Here is a 16000-nt window from a genome sequence, read left to right as displayed (position 1 = left end):
TGCTTAAGTAGACGGCATCGACACCCTTACTTGCTTGGTCATACAGCTCGTCAGCAAAGGCTCGGAGATCGGTTGTCTCGCGAATCTCATTCAGTGTCACCGTTTTTGCCCCAGCATCGTTTGCAAAGCGACCGCTTTCCGGTTTATTACGCGGTCCATGGATCCCTGCATGAATGAGGCTTTCGTTCCGCACCCCTTCCAGCTCGTATAGGCGGGCAAACGGTGTGGAGCGGGCATACTTATCCCCCTCATGATGGGACATGTTGTCATAATGGGCATCAAGGTGGAGAATGCCGATTTTTTTGTTTGTTTTCTCTGTTAATGCTTTGATGATTGGGTAGGTAATCCCGTGGTCGCCTCCGAGGGCAATGGGAAATTTCCCTAAGCTCCAGATGTTTCCAGCGAAATCGCCGATTCGCTTCATCGTCTCTTCCACATCGGCAGGAACCACGTCCACATCCCCCATATCTGCCAGGGTAAGCTGCTCAAACACATCGATATGGTCAAGCTCTGGCAAGTAGCCGCTATAGCGGCCTGAGGACAAGCGCATCACTTTTGGAGCGAGCTCGCAGCCTGTGTAGTCTCCCCACGTTACTGCACCTTCCCAAGGGACGCCGTAAATCAACGCATCGGCTTGATCAATTGGGCTTGTTGTTCCGTTAATGGCTCCTAAAAAGGTTGGGGTATTTCCATAAATTTTTTCACTCATTGTTTCAACTCCTACTCGTCGTCTTCTTATCTCTATACCCGTGACAACTAGAATGAATCATCGATTTAGTGATTGTCATTCGTTGACGAACCCACTGAGAAAATAGATATTGTGGGTAACGACACATCACTGTTCGACAAAAAGCTGGAGAATTCTTATTTTCACTTCGACATTGATAAATATGCTTATCATTCTCTTCAACAAACAATGGATACAGGTAGTAAAGTGTCTTTTTCTTAATAATGTTATCTGAAAATTACGGCTGTTCTTTTCCAAAATTCGTATTATAATAAGTAGTGGAGGCCATGTTTCGGTAAATGATTGTGTGTTAATCGATTTGTCAATCGTTTCTGTCAAAAGATAACGAAAGGAAGTTGGTAAACCGTGGAAAACAAGTGTGAAGATGTCCTCAAACAGTTACAGACTTATTTTGAACAGCAGTTAGAGCGTGGTTTAAAACAAGAAGAGTTATCTTTTATTCAATGGATGGCAGAACAATCCGTCAATGAACCTAGAAATTTGTAAGCCTTTTCATTTATCTTCCGAGCCGTACAGCCGCTTTATTTTATGATGTGTCACAAGTACCCTCCTCTTCTCCCTCCTTTTGCTGAGTCATTCAGAATCGGACATATTGCTCTCTCCAATCTCTCTTCTATGGCGTAAAAAAGCTTGCCAGCAACGGCAAGCTTTTTCAGTGGAAAAGGGGACGAAGCTTCCGTTCAAGTTGACGAAATAATGAAGCCCTTCGCCTCACACTTCTTTATTGAAAGGTTACTCACCATTCTTGACGGACTCGTTTCCATTGAATTAGGAAGAGCGAGCCGTTCATGCAAGCTTCGGATAGACAAGGGGCAGTAATTGAGTCAAAACTCTTGAGACGGCATGACGATGGAGACCTTTAAGTTTGCATTGAGCTCACGAATGGCATCCATGATTTGCTTATCAGTTATGCCCTCTTTCGGCAAAATTAAGTAGGTCAGCTGATACATCGTCCCAAGATTGGTCGTTTCCACCTGCTGAAGACGGTGCTGCTTCAAATACTCGTCAAACAACGGGTCAAATACGTCTTCATAATGCATATTTTCAGGAATGGTTACCTTTAACGTTTTACTTTGTGTTTCTTGGCGTCCGTAATTAATCGCAAACAAGAAATAAATGAGAATCGACAGGGTGATCGCAAACAATACCGCAAGAATGTAGAAGCCTAATCCGCAGGCAATCCCAGTCGCCATCCCGAAAAAGATAAAGGCAATGTCCTTCGGATCACTCATGGCGCTACGAAAGCGAATAATTGAGAAGGCCCCCACAAGCCCAAAGGCAACTGCGATGTTGTTTCCAATCACAATCATGATCACTGAAACGACAACGGACATAATCACAATCGTATGGACAAAGGATTGGGAGTAGCGACCAGTGGTGAAGGTCTTTTTGTACACAAACGTAATCAATAAACTAAGAATAAAGCTCAAAAAAATGGCTGCGAACGCTTCAAGAACCGCAGCACTAGTCGTTCCATCACTAAAATATTGAAATTCCTCAAATATACGGTTCATTGCTAATCTCCTACACTATTAAATAATCTGTTCTTCGTATTGGAAAGGTTGTTTCCGTGCTTCCTCTACTAAATCAATGCTTGTGCAAAACTTCGAAACACTTTTCTTCGGGCATTCAAACTCGCTTAAAAGACGTGTAAGCCAAAGGGGCACACTATGAGTCACCTTCACTTCCATGATCACAAGATTCGGATCAACGAAATGGTCACCGTGCGGACCGTCCTCCACCCGTAGGTTATCATCACGGCACATCAGGTTATAATCAAACGTCACCCGTAAGTCCTCTTCATAAAGCCCATGAAAGGCTTGGCGGTCATAGCTTACAATTACACGGGGGGCAAGATCATAAAGGGATTGAAAACGGTCGACCTCTTTTAAAATTTGCGGGTTTGAGACATCGTAGCTGTCCATATATTTTGTGGAGCCTGCCTTTAAAAAATGGTAGGCATCTTGAAGGGTAATCATCGTTCGTCTTTTGTTGACGACATTGTTATACTTCTGCTTTACCTCCAAAAAAGAAGCCCCTTCAAGGGTTGCGTTGTCATAAACTCGTAGACGGAGCTTTTGGCGAAAGCGAAGCTTGTTACGTGTTTCATAGTAAATTTTTTTATCATCGGAATCGAAGTAAAGACTAACAATGTTGTACTTGCCTTCGTCGCCAAATTTATCGTAGCGCATTCGCTCAAGTAAATAAGGGACGAGCTGCTTGTACGTTGCAAACGGAACTAGATATTTCAATTCAAATCGACTAAAAATTTCCAAAGCCAATCAAATCCCTCCTTTACTCTGGTAATTTTAACAAAACTTTAACATAATCTCTAATAAAGTCCGATTGCTCTTTACAATATGTTAACATAATCAGTAGTATAACATTGAGAGATTTTTGTGTCATTCTCGAAAATAACCATTTTTTGAATAGAACACCCTGATTTTGAAGAAATGATCCTTATCTTGAAGTTTATATCCATTTTTGAAAGGATTATTCCATATTTAGGATGTTTAAGTGATGGATATTGACCCGCATTTTTAAAGCGGTGTGAGCAAGATGCTGCTGTGCTCAAGCTCCACCCATTCCCACAGAAATCTGCATGGACGGCTTGCTCTTCCCACACGAAAAGAAGCGAGTTCGTCAGGTCATGCTGTACACCATTTCAATGAAGGCGGTGCGAGCGGAAGGACTTCATTGTCTAATCAACCAGAAGCTCCACCCATTCCACAAAAAGAAGTTGCTTTTTATAGGAGGACCCACTGTGAAACAAAAACCATTCACGTTATTATTCGGCCTTGCCTGCGTTGTTGCGGTTGTCTGGGGCGGGGCTTTTTTTCTTGCTGATGACCAGAAATTAAGCTTTGCCGATCCACATTTTGAACAAGCGATCCGCATGGAGCTACAGCTTGAGGACGAGCCGATTCGCAAGGACATGCTGAGCCACATTGAGTCGCTGACCCTTGATTACGCACAAATTGAATCCATTGAAGGCATTGAGCATTTTGAAAGCTTAACATCACTTGATCTCACTGGAAATAAAATTTCAGATCTGGCACCCCTTGAGCAATTGACAGGGCTGACCTCCCTAACGATAACCGACAATAAAGTTGAGAGCCTTGAGCCGATTGCTGGTCTGCAAGGGTTGACGTCACTGAATGTGAGACAAAATCAACTCTCCTCTCTTGAACCCATTCGCGGCCTTACCCGTCTAGAGTATTTGAACATTCGGGAAAACCGCATCCAGGACTTAGAGCCGATCCGGGAGATGGAATTTCTCCGTGATTTGAATGCACGCTACAACAACATTGACTCGGTCGATACGCTGCGGCGCCTGCCTATGCTACGGGATCGCCTCTATTTAGAAGGGAATCCGATTGAAGACTTGATGGCCCTTTCCTCGATCTATGACGACATCCTTGACAAAGATTTTCCTCGCCCTGAGCTTGAGCTTGCTTTTTCAGAGGAAGGGGGGCTTTACGACGGGGCTCTTTCCATTGCCATTGAAACGGTCGGAGAAGCGGAAGGTGAGATTCGCTTCACCCTTGACGGAAGCGAAGTAGACGAGTCGTCTTCAGCCTATAGCGGACCGATTGCGATTTCAGAAAATACGGTCGTTCGCGCCAAGTTTTTTGCGGAGACAGGAGAGGAAAGCCTTGAAGCGGCACACACATATTTGATTGGGGAATCGTCGACGCTTCCAATTGTGTCGATTGCTACTGCTCATGGTAATCTCTTTGATGAGGAGTACGGCATTTATGTTCCTGGCGTTTACCATAACCCTGATGCGGAGAATCCAAACTTATCGGGAAATTTCATGCAAACAGGGCAGTTTTGGGAGCGTCCGATTTATCTAGAGATGTTTGAGCCAACAGGTGAGAGGGTTCTCGCTCAAGGAGCAGGAATTCGCATCCATGGTGGCGCATCTCGCTCCTATCCACGGAAGTCATTCCGTCTCTATGCACGGGCTGAATTTGGCGAGAATCGCTTCCGCCACGCCATTTTTGGTGATGAAGAACGGGATGTGTTTAACCGACTGCTTTTAAGAAACTCAGGAAACGACTGGAATAACACCCTCTTCCGTGACGCCATGCTTCAGGAATTGATTCGTGACTTTGATGTAGAGACCCAGCTTTACCAGCCTGCCTCTCTCTATATCAATGGCGACTATTGGGGCATTTACAACTTCCGGGAGCGGTATGACCGTCATTATTTTGAGCTTGCCCATGATGTGAAAGGCGACGCTCTTGATTTGTTAGACGGGAATGCAACGGTCGTGGAAGGGTCCAATCACGATTATCTTGAGCTCCTTGATTATATGAAGGAAAACGGAGTAACCGACCAAGAGCATTACCAGTATGTAAGTGAACGGATCGATCTTTCCAATTTCATCGACTATAACATCGCACAAATTTACGTACGAAATACAGACTGGCCTGGAAACAACAACGTTTTCTGGCGGGAGCGACCAAATGGGAAATGGCGTTGGGCGGTCTTTGATATGGATTTCGGCTTTGATTTACCGCTCGCACCAGGAACCGTTGCCCATGATACGCTGCAAATGGCAACAGAAGCAGGAGGCGACTCGTGGCCAAACCCTGATTGGTCCACCTTCCTCCTACGAACCCTCTTAACCAATGAGGCGTTCAAGGATGAATTTGTGATTCGCTTTGCTCACGCCATCAACACGGCGTTTGCACCAAGTCACGTCAATGAAACAATTGAAGAAATGGCCGCTGTAATCGCACCTGAAATGGATAAGCATATTGAACGCTGGGGTGCCCCTGAATCCTTTGAGAAATGGGAAGAAGAAATTAGCGTGATGCGCCGCTTTGCTGGAGCACGGCCCCATTATGTGCGCGCACACCTGTTGAATCATTTTGGACTTTCAGGCACAGCGACCATGACGATTGAAGAAATTGGAGAGGAGGACTGGTCGATTGCTGGTGTTGATGCCTCTAGCCTAGAGGAGGGCTGGAGCGGCACCTATGTGACCGACACTCCAATGGCCTTTGCCTTTGCAGGTCATGCTGACGTGAACGTGGAAACCTCTGATGCTTCTGTTGCTGAAATCGATGAGCAGGGTCGCGTCACCCTCCGCAATGAAGGAGAGGCAACCGTTCATTTTACCGCTGAAAATGGACAAAAGCTCCTCACCCTCACCTTTGCCGTTGAGCAGATCGATCAGGAGGCTGTAACACTTGAGGTGGGAGAGTTGACGACCGTTCGCGCCCCTGAAGTCATCCGTTGGCAAACGAGCGACGCAAATGTGGCAACGGTGAGCGATGAAGGGACCGTTGAAGGGATCGCACCTGGTACAGCAACACTTACTGGACATAATGAAGACGGCGATGTTGTGGCGATTCGCTCCATCGAGGTGATCGCTATCGCCCGGGATGAGGGAGCGGTGCGAGCCGATGATCAGGCTCTCTCCTATTCGTTAAGCTGGTTTGAAAGCAATGTAGACCGTCACTCCGATAGCCAAGCGTTTTTCTCAAATAATGAAGGAGCGAGTGTGACCCTCCACTTTGAAGGAACTGGCATCCGCTGGTACGGATATAGTGCCGAAACGCAAGGGATTGCCCATGTATACCTCGACGGAGAGCTTGTTGACACAGTGGACACCTATAGTCGAGAGGTAAAATTCCAGGATCTGTTATTTGAGCAGACGAATCTTGAGGACGGACTTCATACGATCACCATTGAAGTGACAGGCGAGGCAAATACCTATGCCAGCGCCAACCGCATCCACGTTGATCGCTTTGAAATCATCACAGAGAAATAGAAAAGCATGCCGACAAGAAAAAACAAGTCTTTGTTTTTCCCCCTTTCTTTATGAAAGGGCGGAAAAGCTGATTGTTCAGGTTATTCTCACTCCTGCCAAACAACCTAAAAAGAGAGCCCTCTCTACTATTCTTGCATTATCAATAATCGAGGCTAGCTAAGCGTAGCAAGCGGAAAAGAGAGGGCACGCACTTATAAGCTTAGGCAATGGGAATCCGTTAGGCCGTTTTTACACACATCCCTGTCGTGTATTCGTTGAAAGTATGATCGCTTATCGGTCAAGTCAGTACCAAACGCTTCATCGCTTTTCAACGTTTGAATTCCCCATTTGAAATTTTTTGTCCCCCAAAAAATTCTCCTTGCTTTTTCAAACAGACATGGAATCCTCTATTTGCGAAAAAGCTCACTTGCTTTTAACCAATCCGGACTCAGGGGCGCTTATTTCGTCAACACGACTGGCAATGATCCATATTTTCTGCAAATAGCGACTCCTCTGTCCACTTCTACCCTACAAACGTATCTTTTTTCATATATAAAGGAACCTGTGTCCGCTTCTTTTCATTGCAGAAGAAATCCAAAAAAAGAACGGCTTCTTCATTTTCATAAAGAAATTGTCCTAGCTTCAGATCCACGTAAAGTTCCTTCCTTTCAAGTTCAATTCGGTTTTCAAGTCCATATCGTTCTCCTTTTGATTCAATTTCTTTCATTTTGTTATAATTATTTTTATAAAAAATGCACCGTTATAGATTGTTTTTTACTGACTTTCTTTCCTTAAGCATACAAGCTGCATGATCTTCCCTACATAGAATCAGGCAGCTTTTGGCAAACTATCGAAAGCTATATTCACTCTGTGAAAAGGGGGCATGGTCAGATGATGAATGAACCTCTTGTTGTCATTGTCAGGGCAATCATTACATTTTTTACGATCTTAATTTATACACGCATCATCGGAAAGCAGCAGCTCGGAAACTTGACGATGTTTGACTATATTAATGGCATTACAATTGGTTCGATCGCTGCTACCATGGCAACTGACATCTCTTCAACCGTGCTTGTACACTGGCTCGCCTTAACGATTTTCATCCTGTTAACCTTAGCTTTTCAAATTGTCGATATAAAAAATCGCTACCTCTCGAAAGTGATCGACTCAGAGCCTGTCGTGGTCATGCAAAACGGGAAAATTCTTGAAAGCAATTTAAGTAAAGCACGGATAACAAAGGCTCAGCTCATGATGCAATTACGCGGCAAAAATATCTTTGATCCGACTGAAATAGAAGTGGCACTATTGGAACCGAATGGCACCTTTTCAATCCTGCCGAAATCCGATTACCAAGCCGTGAAAAGAAAAGACCTCCGTCTTCCTATGACACCTGCAAAACTAACAACGGAAATTATCGTTGACGGGATAATCCTTGAGCAAAACCTGAAGCAGCGTGGTAAGACAAGAGAATGGCTTGACCTCCAGTTAAAAGCAAGAGGAATTGAAGATCTAAAAGAGGTTTCTTACGTGGCAATCCTGCCGAATGATACCCTTTATGTTGATAAATTTGAGGATCATGTGGGAAAAGAAAATAACATTAGTGATTATGAAGGACCGTATTAATAAAAAATATACATAAAGATGGTGAAGACCTTGCGGAAGCTATTACTAATTCTTGTCCCAACACTTTTTATCGCTCTAAGCTCTGCGTTACTTGTAAGTACCGGTTGGCTAAAGGAACCATTCAGTGAAGATGATCGTTTGCAAGAATCCATCCAAGCATTAGAAAGCCATATAAAAAATCAAGAATGGGGGCAAGCATCACAGACACAGAAAAAAGCCGAAAAAGCTTGGGAGAGCATATCAAAGCGTATTCAATTCAGCGTCGATCGGGAAATTATGTTTGAAATTAACGGATCCCTTTCGAGAATAAAAGGAAGTATAGAAGGTCGTGATCAAGAAAGCACATTAATAGAAATCTACTATTTTTATACACTTTGGGAATCGATTTAGATAAGGCTAAAAAGAAAAGAACCTATAAAGCCAGCCTAAAAATTCTGACCCTTCTTCCTAAAAATAGTACACATAGTACCCTTCTTTATTAGGTGCTTCATTTAAGCCATATTTGTTCACATACAGTCTGACTTTTAGCTCTTCAATGAGATTTTTTGCTCGAACTTGAGGAAATTCAATGCCAGAAAAACCCTTTTCCTTAGCAATATCCTCTAGCAGCTCAAACAAAGCCTTGCTGCGAATTTTTGTCATGCCCTTGCAGTGCAGGTTCACGACAAGCATCCCTTCTGATCCGTTGCGTAAATCAATGTCGCATTCATCAGCTTTGATTGAGATGGTTAATAGATCTTCTTCAATTTTATTGACCGTTAACACAGCCTCTAATCGCTTAAAATCTTCTTTTTTTAAATGCACAAACATATATCTACCACCGTATCCTCAATTTTATTAAAATGCCTCTACGGTTGCCATTAAAACCTACACGAGTAGATTGCTCTCACACATGGGTTGAAAAGCGAGTTCGTAGGGTAAACGCTACGCGGTGCTCTTGAAGGGGTGCGAGCGAGTCGCTACTTGCTGCCTCATCCACTGTAAGCTCTGCCCCTTTTCCGCAGAAAAATAAAACACACCCGTAAAAAAGGATGCGTTAAAAAGAACTCCTTATTATACGGCAACTGGCTGGCATAGTTTTAGAAAACCTTAGCCCCTTTAGCTTTGCGTCCCTAGCTTTAACTAGGTTTGCCTTTTTCAATTTAGGATAAGTATACTATTTTTCACGATATTTTGCACATGCTTACGGATCGATTTTTAGCTACATAAATGAATAAAAGCAAGAGTCTGGGACAAAAGAGTTTTGATTGATGAAAAATCGGAACGTCATGATCGTTGCTGCATAGCATTCGCTTAGGAATTATACTTCGCTAAGGTTATGCATTTCACATTTTCAATCATACACGTTCGTTATGTCCCAGCCTCTTTATAATGTTCATTACTCTGGAATATTTGGAATATTAGGGTCTGGTGTAAAGGCTGGTTCAAAGCCTTGGTATTGAACCTCTGCAACCATCCCGCCGCTTGCATGGTGAAATTCATGGCAATGGAATAACCAGTTTCCAGGATTTTTTGCTTCAAATACAATTTCATAGGTTTCCCCAGGTCTCACATTTAACGTATCCTTTAACACAGGCGAGCCTGCAATCGGATTTCCGTTCTTTGAGACAACGTTGAAAAATTCGCCATGCAAATGCATAGGATGATCGACACCCGTATCATTTACGATCGTAACCTTGACGACATCTCCCTCTTCGACTTCATAGATTTCATGGTCTGGGAATTGCTTGCCGTTAATCGTAAAGCTCATCTCACCGTCATCTGTTCCAAGAAGCATATCATATTCCTTTGTTATCTCACCAAGCTCAAGCTCTTGTGACTCTCCATAGGTGGTTAAGTCCAAAAACGAAGAGATCGCTTCAGCGGCTTGCAGCTCCTCTTCTTCATAACCGTCATAAACGATTGGGATGAGTGTGTTGAGCCTTTCTTGATTTTCTTCCGCAAATACTTGAATTCCCCATGCTCCAGGGTTATTCATCTCAAATTCTACTTCATAGCGTTCAGCCGGAGCGATGCGAAAGGCCGTATCATTTAATATCTCTGGTTCATTTACAGGCTGCCCGTCGTAATGAGTGATTTTGAAAGAATGGCCTGGAATGGATACAACTTGGGTAAACAGCCCTGCATTCACAAAGCGCAGCTTTACTTTGTCTCCTTCTGTTACACTCATGGCTTCAATTTGCGGAGAGGCTTTTCCATTAATAATCATCGTGTCATACATTTGATTCATCATTTGTGCATGACCCATGCCTCCCTCACCATTCATCCTTCCATGATCCATGCCGCCCATATTCATATTTCCCATGTCCATATTTCCGTGGTCCATGCCGCCCATATTCATATCCATCGTAGAGTGTTCATCAATAACAATCACTTCATCTATATCATAGGGTTTTTGGTTCGCAGGCTCAACGATGAATACCCCATATAGCCCTTTATCAACTTGTGTCGCGCCATCTTGATGGGAATGATACCAATAGGTGCCTGGTACAGTTGCTTCATACTCATACGTAAACGATTCACCAGGCATAATCGCGTTTTGCGTAACACCAGGAACCCCATCCATTTCATGGGGGACAGGGAAGCCATGTAAGTGAATGGCTGTTGGTACATCAAGTAAATTTTGTACATTCAATACAACCGTATCGCCCTCTTGTACTCGAATTTCCTCTCCAGGCATGGTTCCATTATACGTCCAAGCATCTGTCATGATTTCATCATTAAACATCCAATGGGCTTCAGTAACGTCAAGGTTAAAAACCTTTTTGCCATCTACCGTTGCGGCTATTTCCTGATTTTGTTCTGTTTGCTTGCTTGTATTGTGATCCATCACAGAATGGTCGACATTGTTCACACAGCCTGCGATGACGAAGGTCAACGCAAAGGTAACCATCATTCCGTATAATTTTTTCAATCTCTTTTCCTCCTTGCAATGGTAAATTGGACAACTATTCCTCATGCTCATCCTACTGAATAGATATGTAGAAATGATGAAGATGAAGGTGGAAATTTGCACCAAACTCCTTACACAAAATTAGCAGGAGACTCTAGGTCATGCTGTTTTCCCGCCAAATCCCCATGAGCGGCTCACTCTTCCCACAAGATAAAGCGCGTTCATTAGGTCATTCTCTGCACCATTTCAATAAGGTGGTGCGAGCGGAAGTGCGCTTCATCGTTTCCTCATCTAGAACGGAAGCACCGCCCCTTGTCCACAGTCTCATCGTTCTCCTAACAGACATGGAATGATTTTAACCAATCTGGACTCAGGATCGCTTATGTCGTCAACACGACTGTCAATGATCCATATTTTCTGTACATAGCGAATCCCCCGTCCACTTACCCTACAAACGTATCTTTCTTCACAGATAAAGGAACCTAACCTACAAAAAAACACGTAAAATCCGTACATGGATCTTACGTGCCTCTTATTTTGATCTTCTTTTCGCAGTTACACACTTTTATCGATACATGCCATCAATCGGTTTTCAATGTCAGCTGCAATCCCTTTTAGCTCTTCATCCTCTACCATTTCAATTAAAGCAGTTGGCTTCGGCATTCCTATTTTTGTTTGTCCCTTATCATCGTAGACGACAATTTTACAAGGCAGGAAATAGCCAACCATTTGATTTCGAGTCAGAACCCGTTCCGCCTCATGAGGATTACACACTTCAAGAACGTGGTACGATTGATTAAAATCTAAGCCCTTTTCCTGAAGCTTGTCTTTAATGTTGAACTGCCAAAGGACCCCAAACTTCTCTTCCTTTAACGTTTCCTCTAAAGCTGCAATGGCCTCTTCAGGTGCTTTATTCGTTTCCACTGTGTAATGAAACATCCAATCAACTCCTTTTTAAAGTAAAAGATTTTCAATCAAAGCGTTGTGAAATGATAGCCTTGCTCTTTGATCCTGCGAATAAGCGTTGGCAGAACTTGAACGGTCTGTTCCAGCTCATGGAGAAGGATAATGGAGCCGTCCTGAATATGGGTCATCACATTGGATACCATTTGCTCTGGCTTTTGTTTTAAAGCCCAATCAAACGAAGCAATGTCCCACATGACTGTCACCAAGCCTAACCTTGAAGCGACGTTCAATGTTGTCTCATTAAACTGCCCAAATGGCGGCCGAAAATAGCGGATTGGCTGCTTCGTTATGGTCTCAAGCACTCGTACACTCGTTGTTAATTCCTTCTCTTGCTGCCAAGGCTCGAGTGAGACAAAATTTGGATGCTTGTGTGAATGTGAGCCGATCACATGACCACCCTTGAGTGCTTGCTGCCACTCTCTTTGAGGATGAAGCAAACGTGATTGCCAAAAAAACATCGCCACTGCGTTTTCCTTCGCCAAAACATCAAGAATTTGCGGTAAACGCTTGCTCGGTCCATCATCGAAGCTTAAGACGACAGACCTCCTTGTGAAAGGCTTTAGCTGATAGGCATTTGTAATGATACGATGGTCGTTTGAGTTGTACACAACTTCAGCTGTGGCCACTCATGGTGTTCTTATCATCGTTATCACTCCCTTAATGTTACGTAAGCCATTCCCTTTTATTCAAGCAAAACATCGTTAGCCTAGAGACGATTAATTGGTTATGACAGGGCCACCCCATGCGAGCATGCCGCCGCTCACATTTGTGATGTTCTTATAGCCTTGCTCTTGGAGAAAAGTAGCTGCTTGCATGCTGCGGTTGCCACTTCGGCAAATCAAGACAATCTCCTTGTCCTTCGGCAGCTCTGTGTATTCGTTCGCAAATGCACTAAGAGGCATGTTGGTCATTCCTTCAATATGCCCTGCCGCAAATTCATCCATTTCACGGACATCAATGTAGACCGCTTCCTTGTCTGCTTCCATTTTTGCTTCTAGCTCTTCGGTTGATATTTCTTGAATATCGCTTGACGTATTAAAAACCATAAATCCCGCTCCTATCACTAAAATAATGAGGATGCTGCTTAACCAAGCCTTCATTGTATGACATCCTTTAACATATTTTTAGAAGAAAACTCTCCTATCATTAGATAACCAAGTTGACATTTCCCTCTTCTGCCTCTGTTAAAATCGTCGCTGCCTCAGCAAATTCAATTCCATCAATAGAGATCATCTTTTTGAAGGCTTCTACCTTTCATCGGACAGCGCACAGGCAAGTTCTTCCTATCATTATAACCCGTTTGTATACGAAAAACATACTGAGGGCTTTCTCGATTCCAGTGCACCTATCGTTCAACCAATTTTCCATCTTTAATTAAACATTTATTTAACAGGAATGTTAGGTTTGTCTACGAGCTGCTGCTCGACCGATCACAAGCAGGTCATCATCTTGATTCAGCTTTTTAAGCCATTCCTTAGATTGAGCTCGTTAAAAGCCCCTGCTATATACCTATACCCCTATATCTATATTATAAACAAAAAGTGCTGCTGTCAACACTTTTTATCCCCATTCATCCTTTGCAAAAAGGCACCGAAAATCGGTACCCCTTTTTAACGACTTTTTACGAGAAGCTTAATCGCTTCCTCCACAACTTCATCTGTATCTTCGCCCTTTTCCATTTGTTCAATGAGACAATGCTGCATATTTTTTGCAATTGTATACGCCATCGCTCGATCAAGAGCTGAGCGGGCAGCAGACATTTGTGTGATCACCGCTTTGCAATCCTGTTCTTCTTCCATTAAGCGAAGAATACCACGTATTTGTCCTTCGACTCGTTTTAAGCGATTTTTCATTTCTGGTGTATATTCCATGATGCATTTCCCCTTCTTTTACTCGACTAAATAATAATAGATCCCGTCATTTTTACCGAAATCTTTGATCATGTATTCTTCCTTTGATAGAAGTGATCCCATTTCTTCATAGGAAATCCGGTGGTGAAGTGGCGGACCTATTTCTGTCTCGATGGTATCCCATTCGATGACCAGAAAGCTGCCTCCATTTTTTAATCGTTCTCTTGCTTGCTGTAAAGCGAGTGAAAGGTCGTCCACCTCATGATAAACAAAGCTTGTAAACATTTTATCGTATCGTTTTTCGAGCGCGAGATTCGTTGCCGATAAATGGTGACAGCTCAAATTGGTCACCCCTTCTTCTTTCGCTCTTTGGGCTAGTAAGGCTAGCATTTCTTGCTGAACGTCTACGGCATCCACATGCTTTGCCATTTTTGCAAATTCCAAGGTGAAAAAACCATTCCCTGCTCCGATATCGAGCACCTCATCAGACTCTTGCACATTCAGCAAAAAGGCTGCCTGCGTTGGTGTCATATATTGAAGTCTTTTTTTATCCAAAAGAACCTCAGCCTTTTGATAGCTAAAACGTTTTTCACTCATTGAGCATACCCCTCCCCTTCTCTCTTATTCTATTAAAATTCCATCTGATCTAGAACGCGAATCATCATTTCTTCATTCATTGGACCGACATTGATATGGCGAATGACACCTTCTCTATCAATAAACAATGAGGTTGGCAATGGTTGAATCTGGTACAGTGAGGCGACCTCATTTGCTTCATCAAGGAGAATCGGAAAGCTTACCCCTATTTCCGCCACAAATTGCTGCACCTCACCCTTTGAATATTCGGTTGTTGTGAGATTCACCGCTAGCACTTCAACCTCATGATTTTGATAGAATCTTTCCATATCTGGCATTTCCGCACGACACGGCGGACACCACGTTGCCCAAAAATTAATCATCACAGGCTGACTACGGAAATCAGACAAGGAGGCTGAGGTACCATCTAAGGCTTGTAGTGTAAAATCAGGTGCTTTCTGTCCCACAGCAATGCCTGTAGCTGTTTGGCTTTCTCCGCTTCTCGTCATTTCCTTATCCTCATTCATTGTGAGCGCTGACCAGCCGACTAAGATGGCAAGAAAGGCAATCACTCCCCATCCTCTCACTTGCTCACCTCCTGGTTCTCTTTGCGCTTTAGCATCATTGTCGTTGTGGCAAAGCCTGCAAATAGGAGCAAGAAATAAAACCAGGCTGGCACCGCCATCCCCATCATCCGTGGTTCAAATAGAAGGGAGAGGATTCCGAAGCTTCCGCCGTACATGACAAGAACCCGCCCTAAGATGAGTGGCACGTCCATTTTTCTTTGCTTTTGCCACATAAAAACGACTAGAATGAGCACAGTCACGAGCATCTGATAGAGACTAACCGGATGCCCCCCATAGTATGGAACATCGACACTCAGCCGGTAGTCGATAAACGGATGAAAGGCCAAATAGACCGTTTCAACCACAAGGTAGCTAACAAAAAAGTAGAGAAACAGAAATTCGCGGTTTAAGCCTCTCTTCCAGCTAACCCAAAAGAAATAAAGAGCAACAACAAGCCAGGCAAGCATCCATTCCAGCGACGAGCTCGGCATCGCCATCACGGCAAACGGATCACGAATCGTAATCGTCGGGTAAAAAAGCAGTGTGGAAAATTGAAAGATAACAAAAAAGTAGAGCATGCCGTTCCAATAGCTATCCTGGAGCTTTTTTTGCTCGGAAAGCTCTTCATAAAAAAGCTGCTTGCTTAAAAAAAGACTAACCACAATCATCCCCATGACCAACAACATCGATTGCTTAATGATCAAGGGTCCAACGATCCAAACGTCATCCATCCACCACTCACCTCCTGCTTAAACAAAACTTGGCCAGAGCGAAAGCCTTCGCTGCCGTTATCCTTGAGCCTTCAAATTTTTAACGACGTCGATACGCTTCCATGTTAAAAAATTTAGCCTTGCTTAACGTGTAAGAAAAGAGGCTATTGATGAGAAATCCGAACGTCATGATCGTTGCTGCATAGCCTTCGCTTCGGAAAATACTTCGCTTTCCGCGGGCGGCTGGTGAGCCTCCTCGTGCTTAGGCACTGTGGGGTCTCACCCTTGCCTTTGATCCCGCAGG

17 protein-coding genes and 1 riboswitch are annotated in these 16000 nt (G+C 43.6%); of the genes, 4 read left to right on the top strand and 13 right to left on the bottom strand.

Going from position 1 to position 16000, the window contains the following annotated elements; translation table 11 throughout:
* The coding region (locus BLT_RS0101910; protein WP_017726134.1) for an agmatinase family protein at positions 1-709 on the bottom strand (709 nt) is incomplete at its 3' end.
* A 669-nt stretch (positions 710-1378) separates the two neighbouring features.
* On the opposite strand from BLT_RS0101910, the gene BLT_RS23555 reads away from it, so the two are divergent.
* Complete coding sequence (locus BLT_RS23555; protein WP_152414254.1) at positions 1379-1567, top strand: hypothetical protein; 189 nt, start codon at positions 1379-1381, stop codon at positions 1565-1567.
* A gap of 5 nt (positions 1568-1572) precedes the next feature.
* Here BLT_RS23555 and BLT_RS0101900 read toward each other — a convergent pair whose 3' ends face one another.
* Positions 1573-2262, bottom strand: coding sequence for a DUF4956 domain-containing protein (locus BLT_RS0101900; protein ID WP_017726132.1), 690 nt, complete (start codon positions 2260-2262; stop codon positions 1573-1575).
* Between the two features lie 18 nt (positions 2263-2280).
* Positions 2281-3030, bottom strand: coding sequence for a polyphosphate polymerase domain-containing protein (locus BLT_RS0101895; protein ID WP_017726131.1), 750 nt, complete (start codon positions 3028-3030; stop codon positions 2281-2283).
* Between the two features lie 482 nt (positions 3031-3512).
* On the opposite strand from BLT_RS0101895, the gene BLT_RS22570 reads away from it, so the two are divergent.
* The gene (locus BLT_RS22570; protein ID WP_017726130.1) at positions 3513-6533 is read left to right on the top strand and encodes a CotH kinase family protein; all 3021 of its coding nucleotides are present in this window, start codon (positions 3513-3515) and stop codon (positions 6531-6533) included.
* 502 nt (positions 6534-7035) lie between these two features.
* Here the strand turns inward: BLT_RS22570 and BLT_RS24655 are convergent.
* On the bottom strand, positions 7036-7164 hold the full coding sequence (locus tag BLT_RS24655) for a hypothetical protein (protein ID WP_268871112.1): 129 nt from the start codon (positions 7162-7164) through the stop codon (positions 7036-7038).
* 239 nt (positions 7165-7403) lie between these two features.
* On the opposite strand from BLT_RS24655, the gene BLT_RS0101875 reads away from it, so the two are divergent.
* Positions 7404-8135: a YetF domain-containing protein gene (locus BLT_RS0101875; protein ID WP_017726128.1), complete on the top strand. Its 732-nt coding sequence runs from the start codon at positions 7404-7406 to the stop codon at positions 8133-8135.
* A gap of 30 nt (positions 8136-8165) precedes the next feature.
* On the top strand, positions 8166-8525 hold the full coding sequence (locus BLT_RS0101870; RefSeq protein ID WP_017726127.1) for a DUF4363 family protein: 360 nt from the start codon (positions 8166-8168) through the stop codon (positions 8523-8525).
* 57 nt (positions 8526-8582) lie between these two features.
* Here the strand turns inward: BLT_RS0101870 and BLT_RS0101865 are convergent, their stop codons facing one another.
* From BLT_RS0101865 to BLT_RS0101820, 9 genes are all read right to left on the bottom strand, one after another.
* A complete protein-coding gene (locus BLT_RS0101865; RefSeq protein ID WP_017726126.1) occupies positions 8583-8945 on the bottom strand; it encodes a hypothetical protein in 363 nt (120 codons plus the stop codon).
* Between the two features lie 246 nt (positions 8946-9191).
* A riboswitch (cyclic di-GMP riboswitch) is annotated at positions 9192-9278 on the bottom strand.
* A gap of 235 nt (positions 9279-9513) precedes the next feature.
* On the bottom strand, positions 9514-11049 hold the full coding sequence (locus BLT_RS0101860) for a multicopper oxidase family protein (protein ID WP_017726125.1): 1536 nt from the start codon (positions 11047-11049) through the stop codon (positions 9514-9516).
* 534 nt (positions 11050-11583) lie between these two features.
* The gene (locus BLT_RS0101855; protein WP_017726124.1) at positions 11584-11967 is read right to left on the bottom strand and encodes a DUF302 domain-containing protein; all 384 of its coding nucleotides are present in this window, start codon (positions 11965-11967) and stop codon (positions 11584-11586) included.
* Positions 11968-12002: 35 nt separating this feature from the next.
* Positions 12003-12620 carry a polysaccharide deacetylase family protein gene (locus tag BLT_RS0101850; RefSeq protein ID WP_017726123.1) on the bottom strand — a complete coding sequence of 206 codons (618 nt, stop codon included), beginning with the start codon at positions 12618-12620 and terminating at the stop codon, positions 12003-12005.
* 90 nt (positions 12621-12710) lie between these two features.
* Entirely contained in the window at positions 12711-13094 is a 384-nt protein-coding gene (locus tag BLT_RS0101845) for a rhodanese-like domain-containing protein (RefSeq protein WP_017726122.1), read from the bottom strand.
* 510 nt (positions 13095-13604) lie between these two features.
* Positions 13605-13865, bottom strand: coding sequence for a metal-sensitive transcriptional regulator (locus tag BLT_RS0101835; protein ID WP_017726121.1), 261 nt, complete (start codon positions 13863-13865; stop codon positions 13605-13607).
* An 18-nt stretch (positions 13866-13883) separates the two neighbouring features.
* The gene (locus BLT_RS21215) at positions 13884-14441 is read right to left on the bottom strand and encodes a class I SAM-dependent methyltransferase (RefSeq protein WP_017726120.1); all 558 of its coding nucleotides are present in this window, start codon (positions 14439-14441) and stop codon (positions 13884-13886) included.
* A gap of 32 nt (positions 14442-14473) precedes the next feature.
* The gene (locus tag BLT_RS0101825) at positions 14474-15007 is read right to left on the bottom strand and encodes a TlpA disulfide reductase family protein (RefSeq protein WP_017726119.1); all 534 of its coding nucleotides are present in this window, start codon (positions 15005-15007) and stop codon (positions 14474-14476) included.
* The gene (locus tag BLT_RS0101820) at positions 15004-15717 is read right to left on the bottom strand and encodes a hypothetical protein (RefSeq protein ID WP_017726118.1); all 714 of its coding nucleotides are present in this window, start codon (positions 15715-15717) and stop codon (positions 15004-15006) included. The genes BLT_RS0101825 and BLT_RS0101820 overlap by 4 nt, the downstream gene beginning before the upstream one ends.
* Positions 15718-16000: the final 283 nt, after the last annotated feature.

Origin of the sequence: Halalkalibacterium ligniniphilum (genome assembly GCF_000334155.1) — a bacterium.
Classification (GTDB): domain Bacteria; phylum Bacillota; class Bacilli; order Bacillales; family Bacillaceae_D; genus Halalkalibacterium; species Halalkalibacterium ligniniphilum.
The sequence above is the reverse complement of the archived record's forward strand: the minus strand, read 5'-3'. Positions and strand labels throughout refer to the sequence as shown.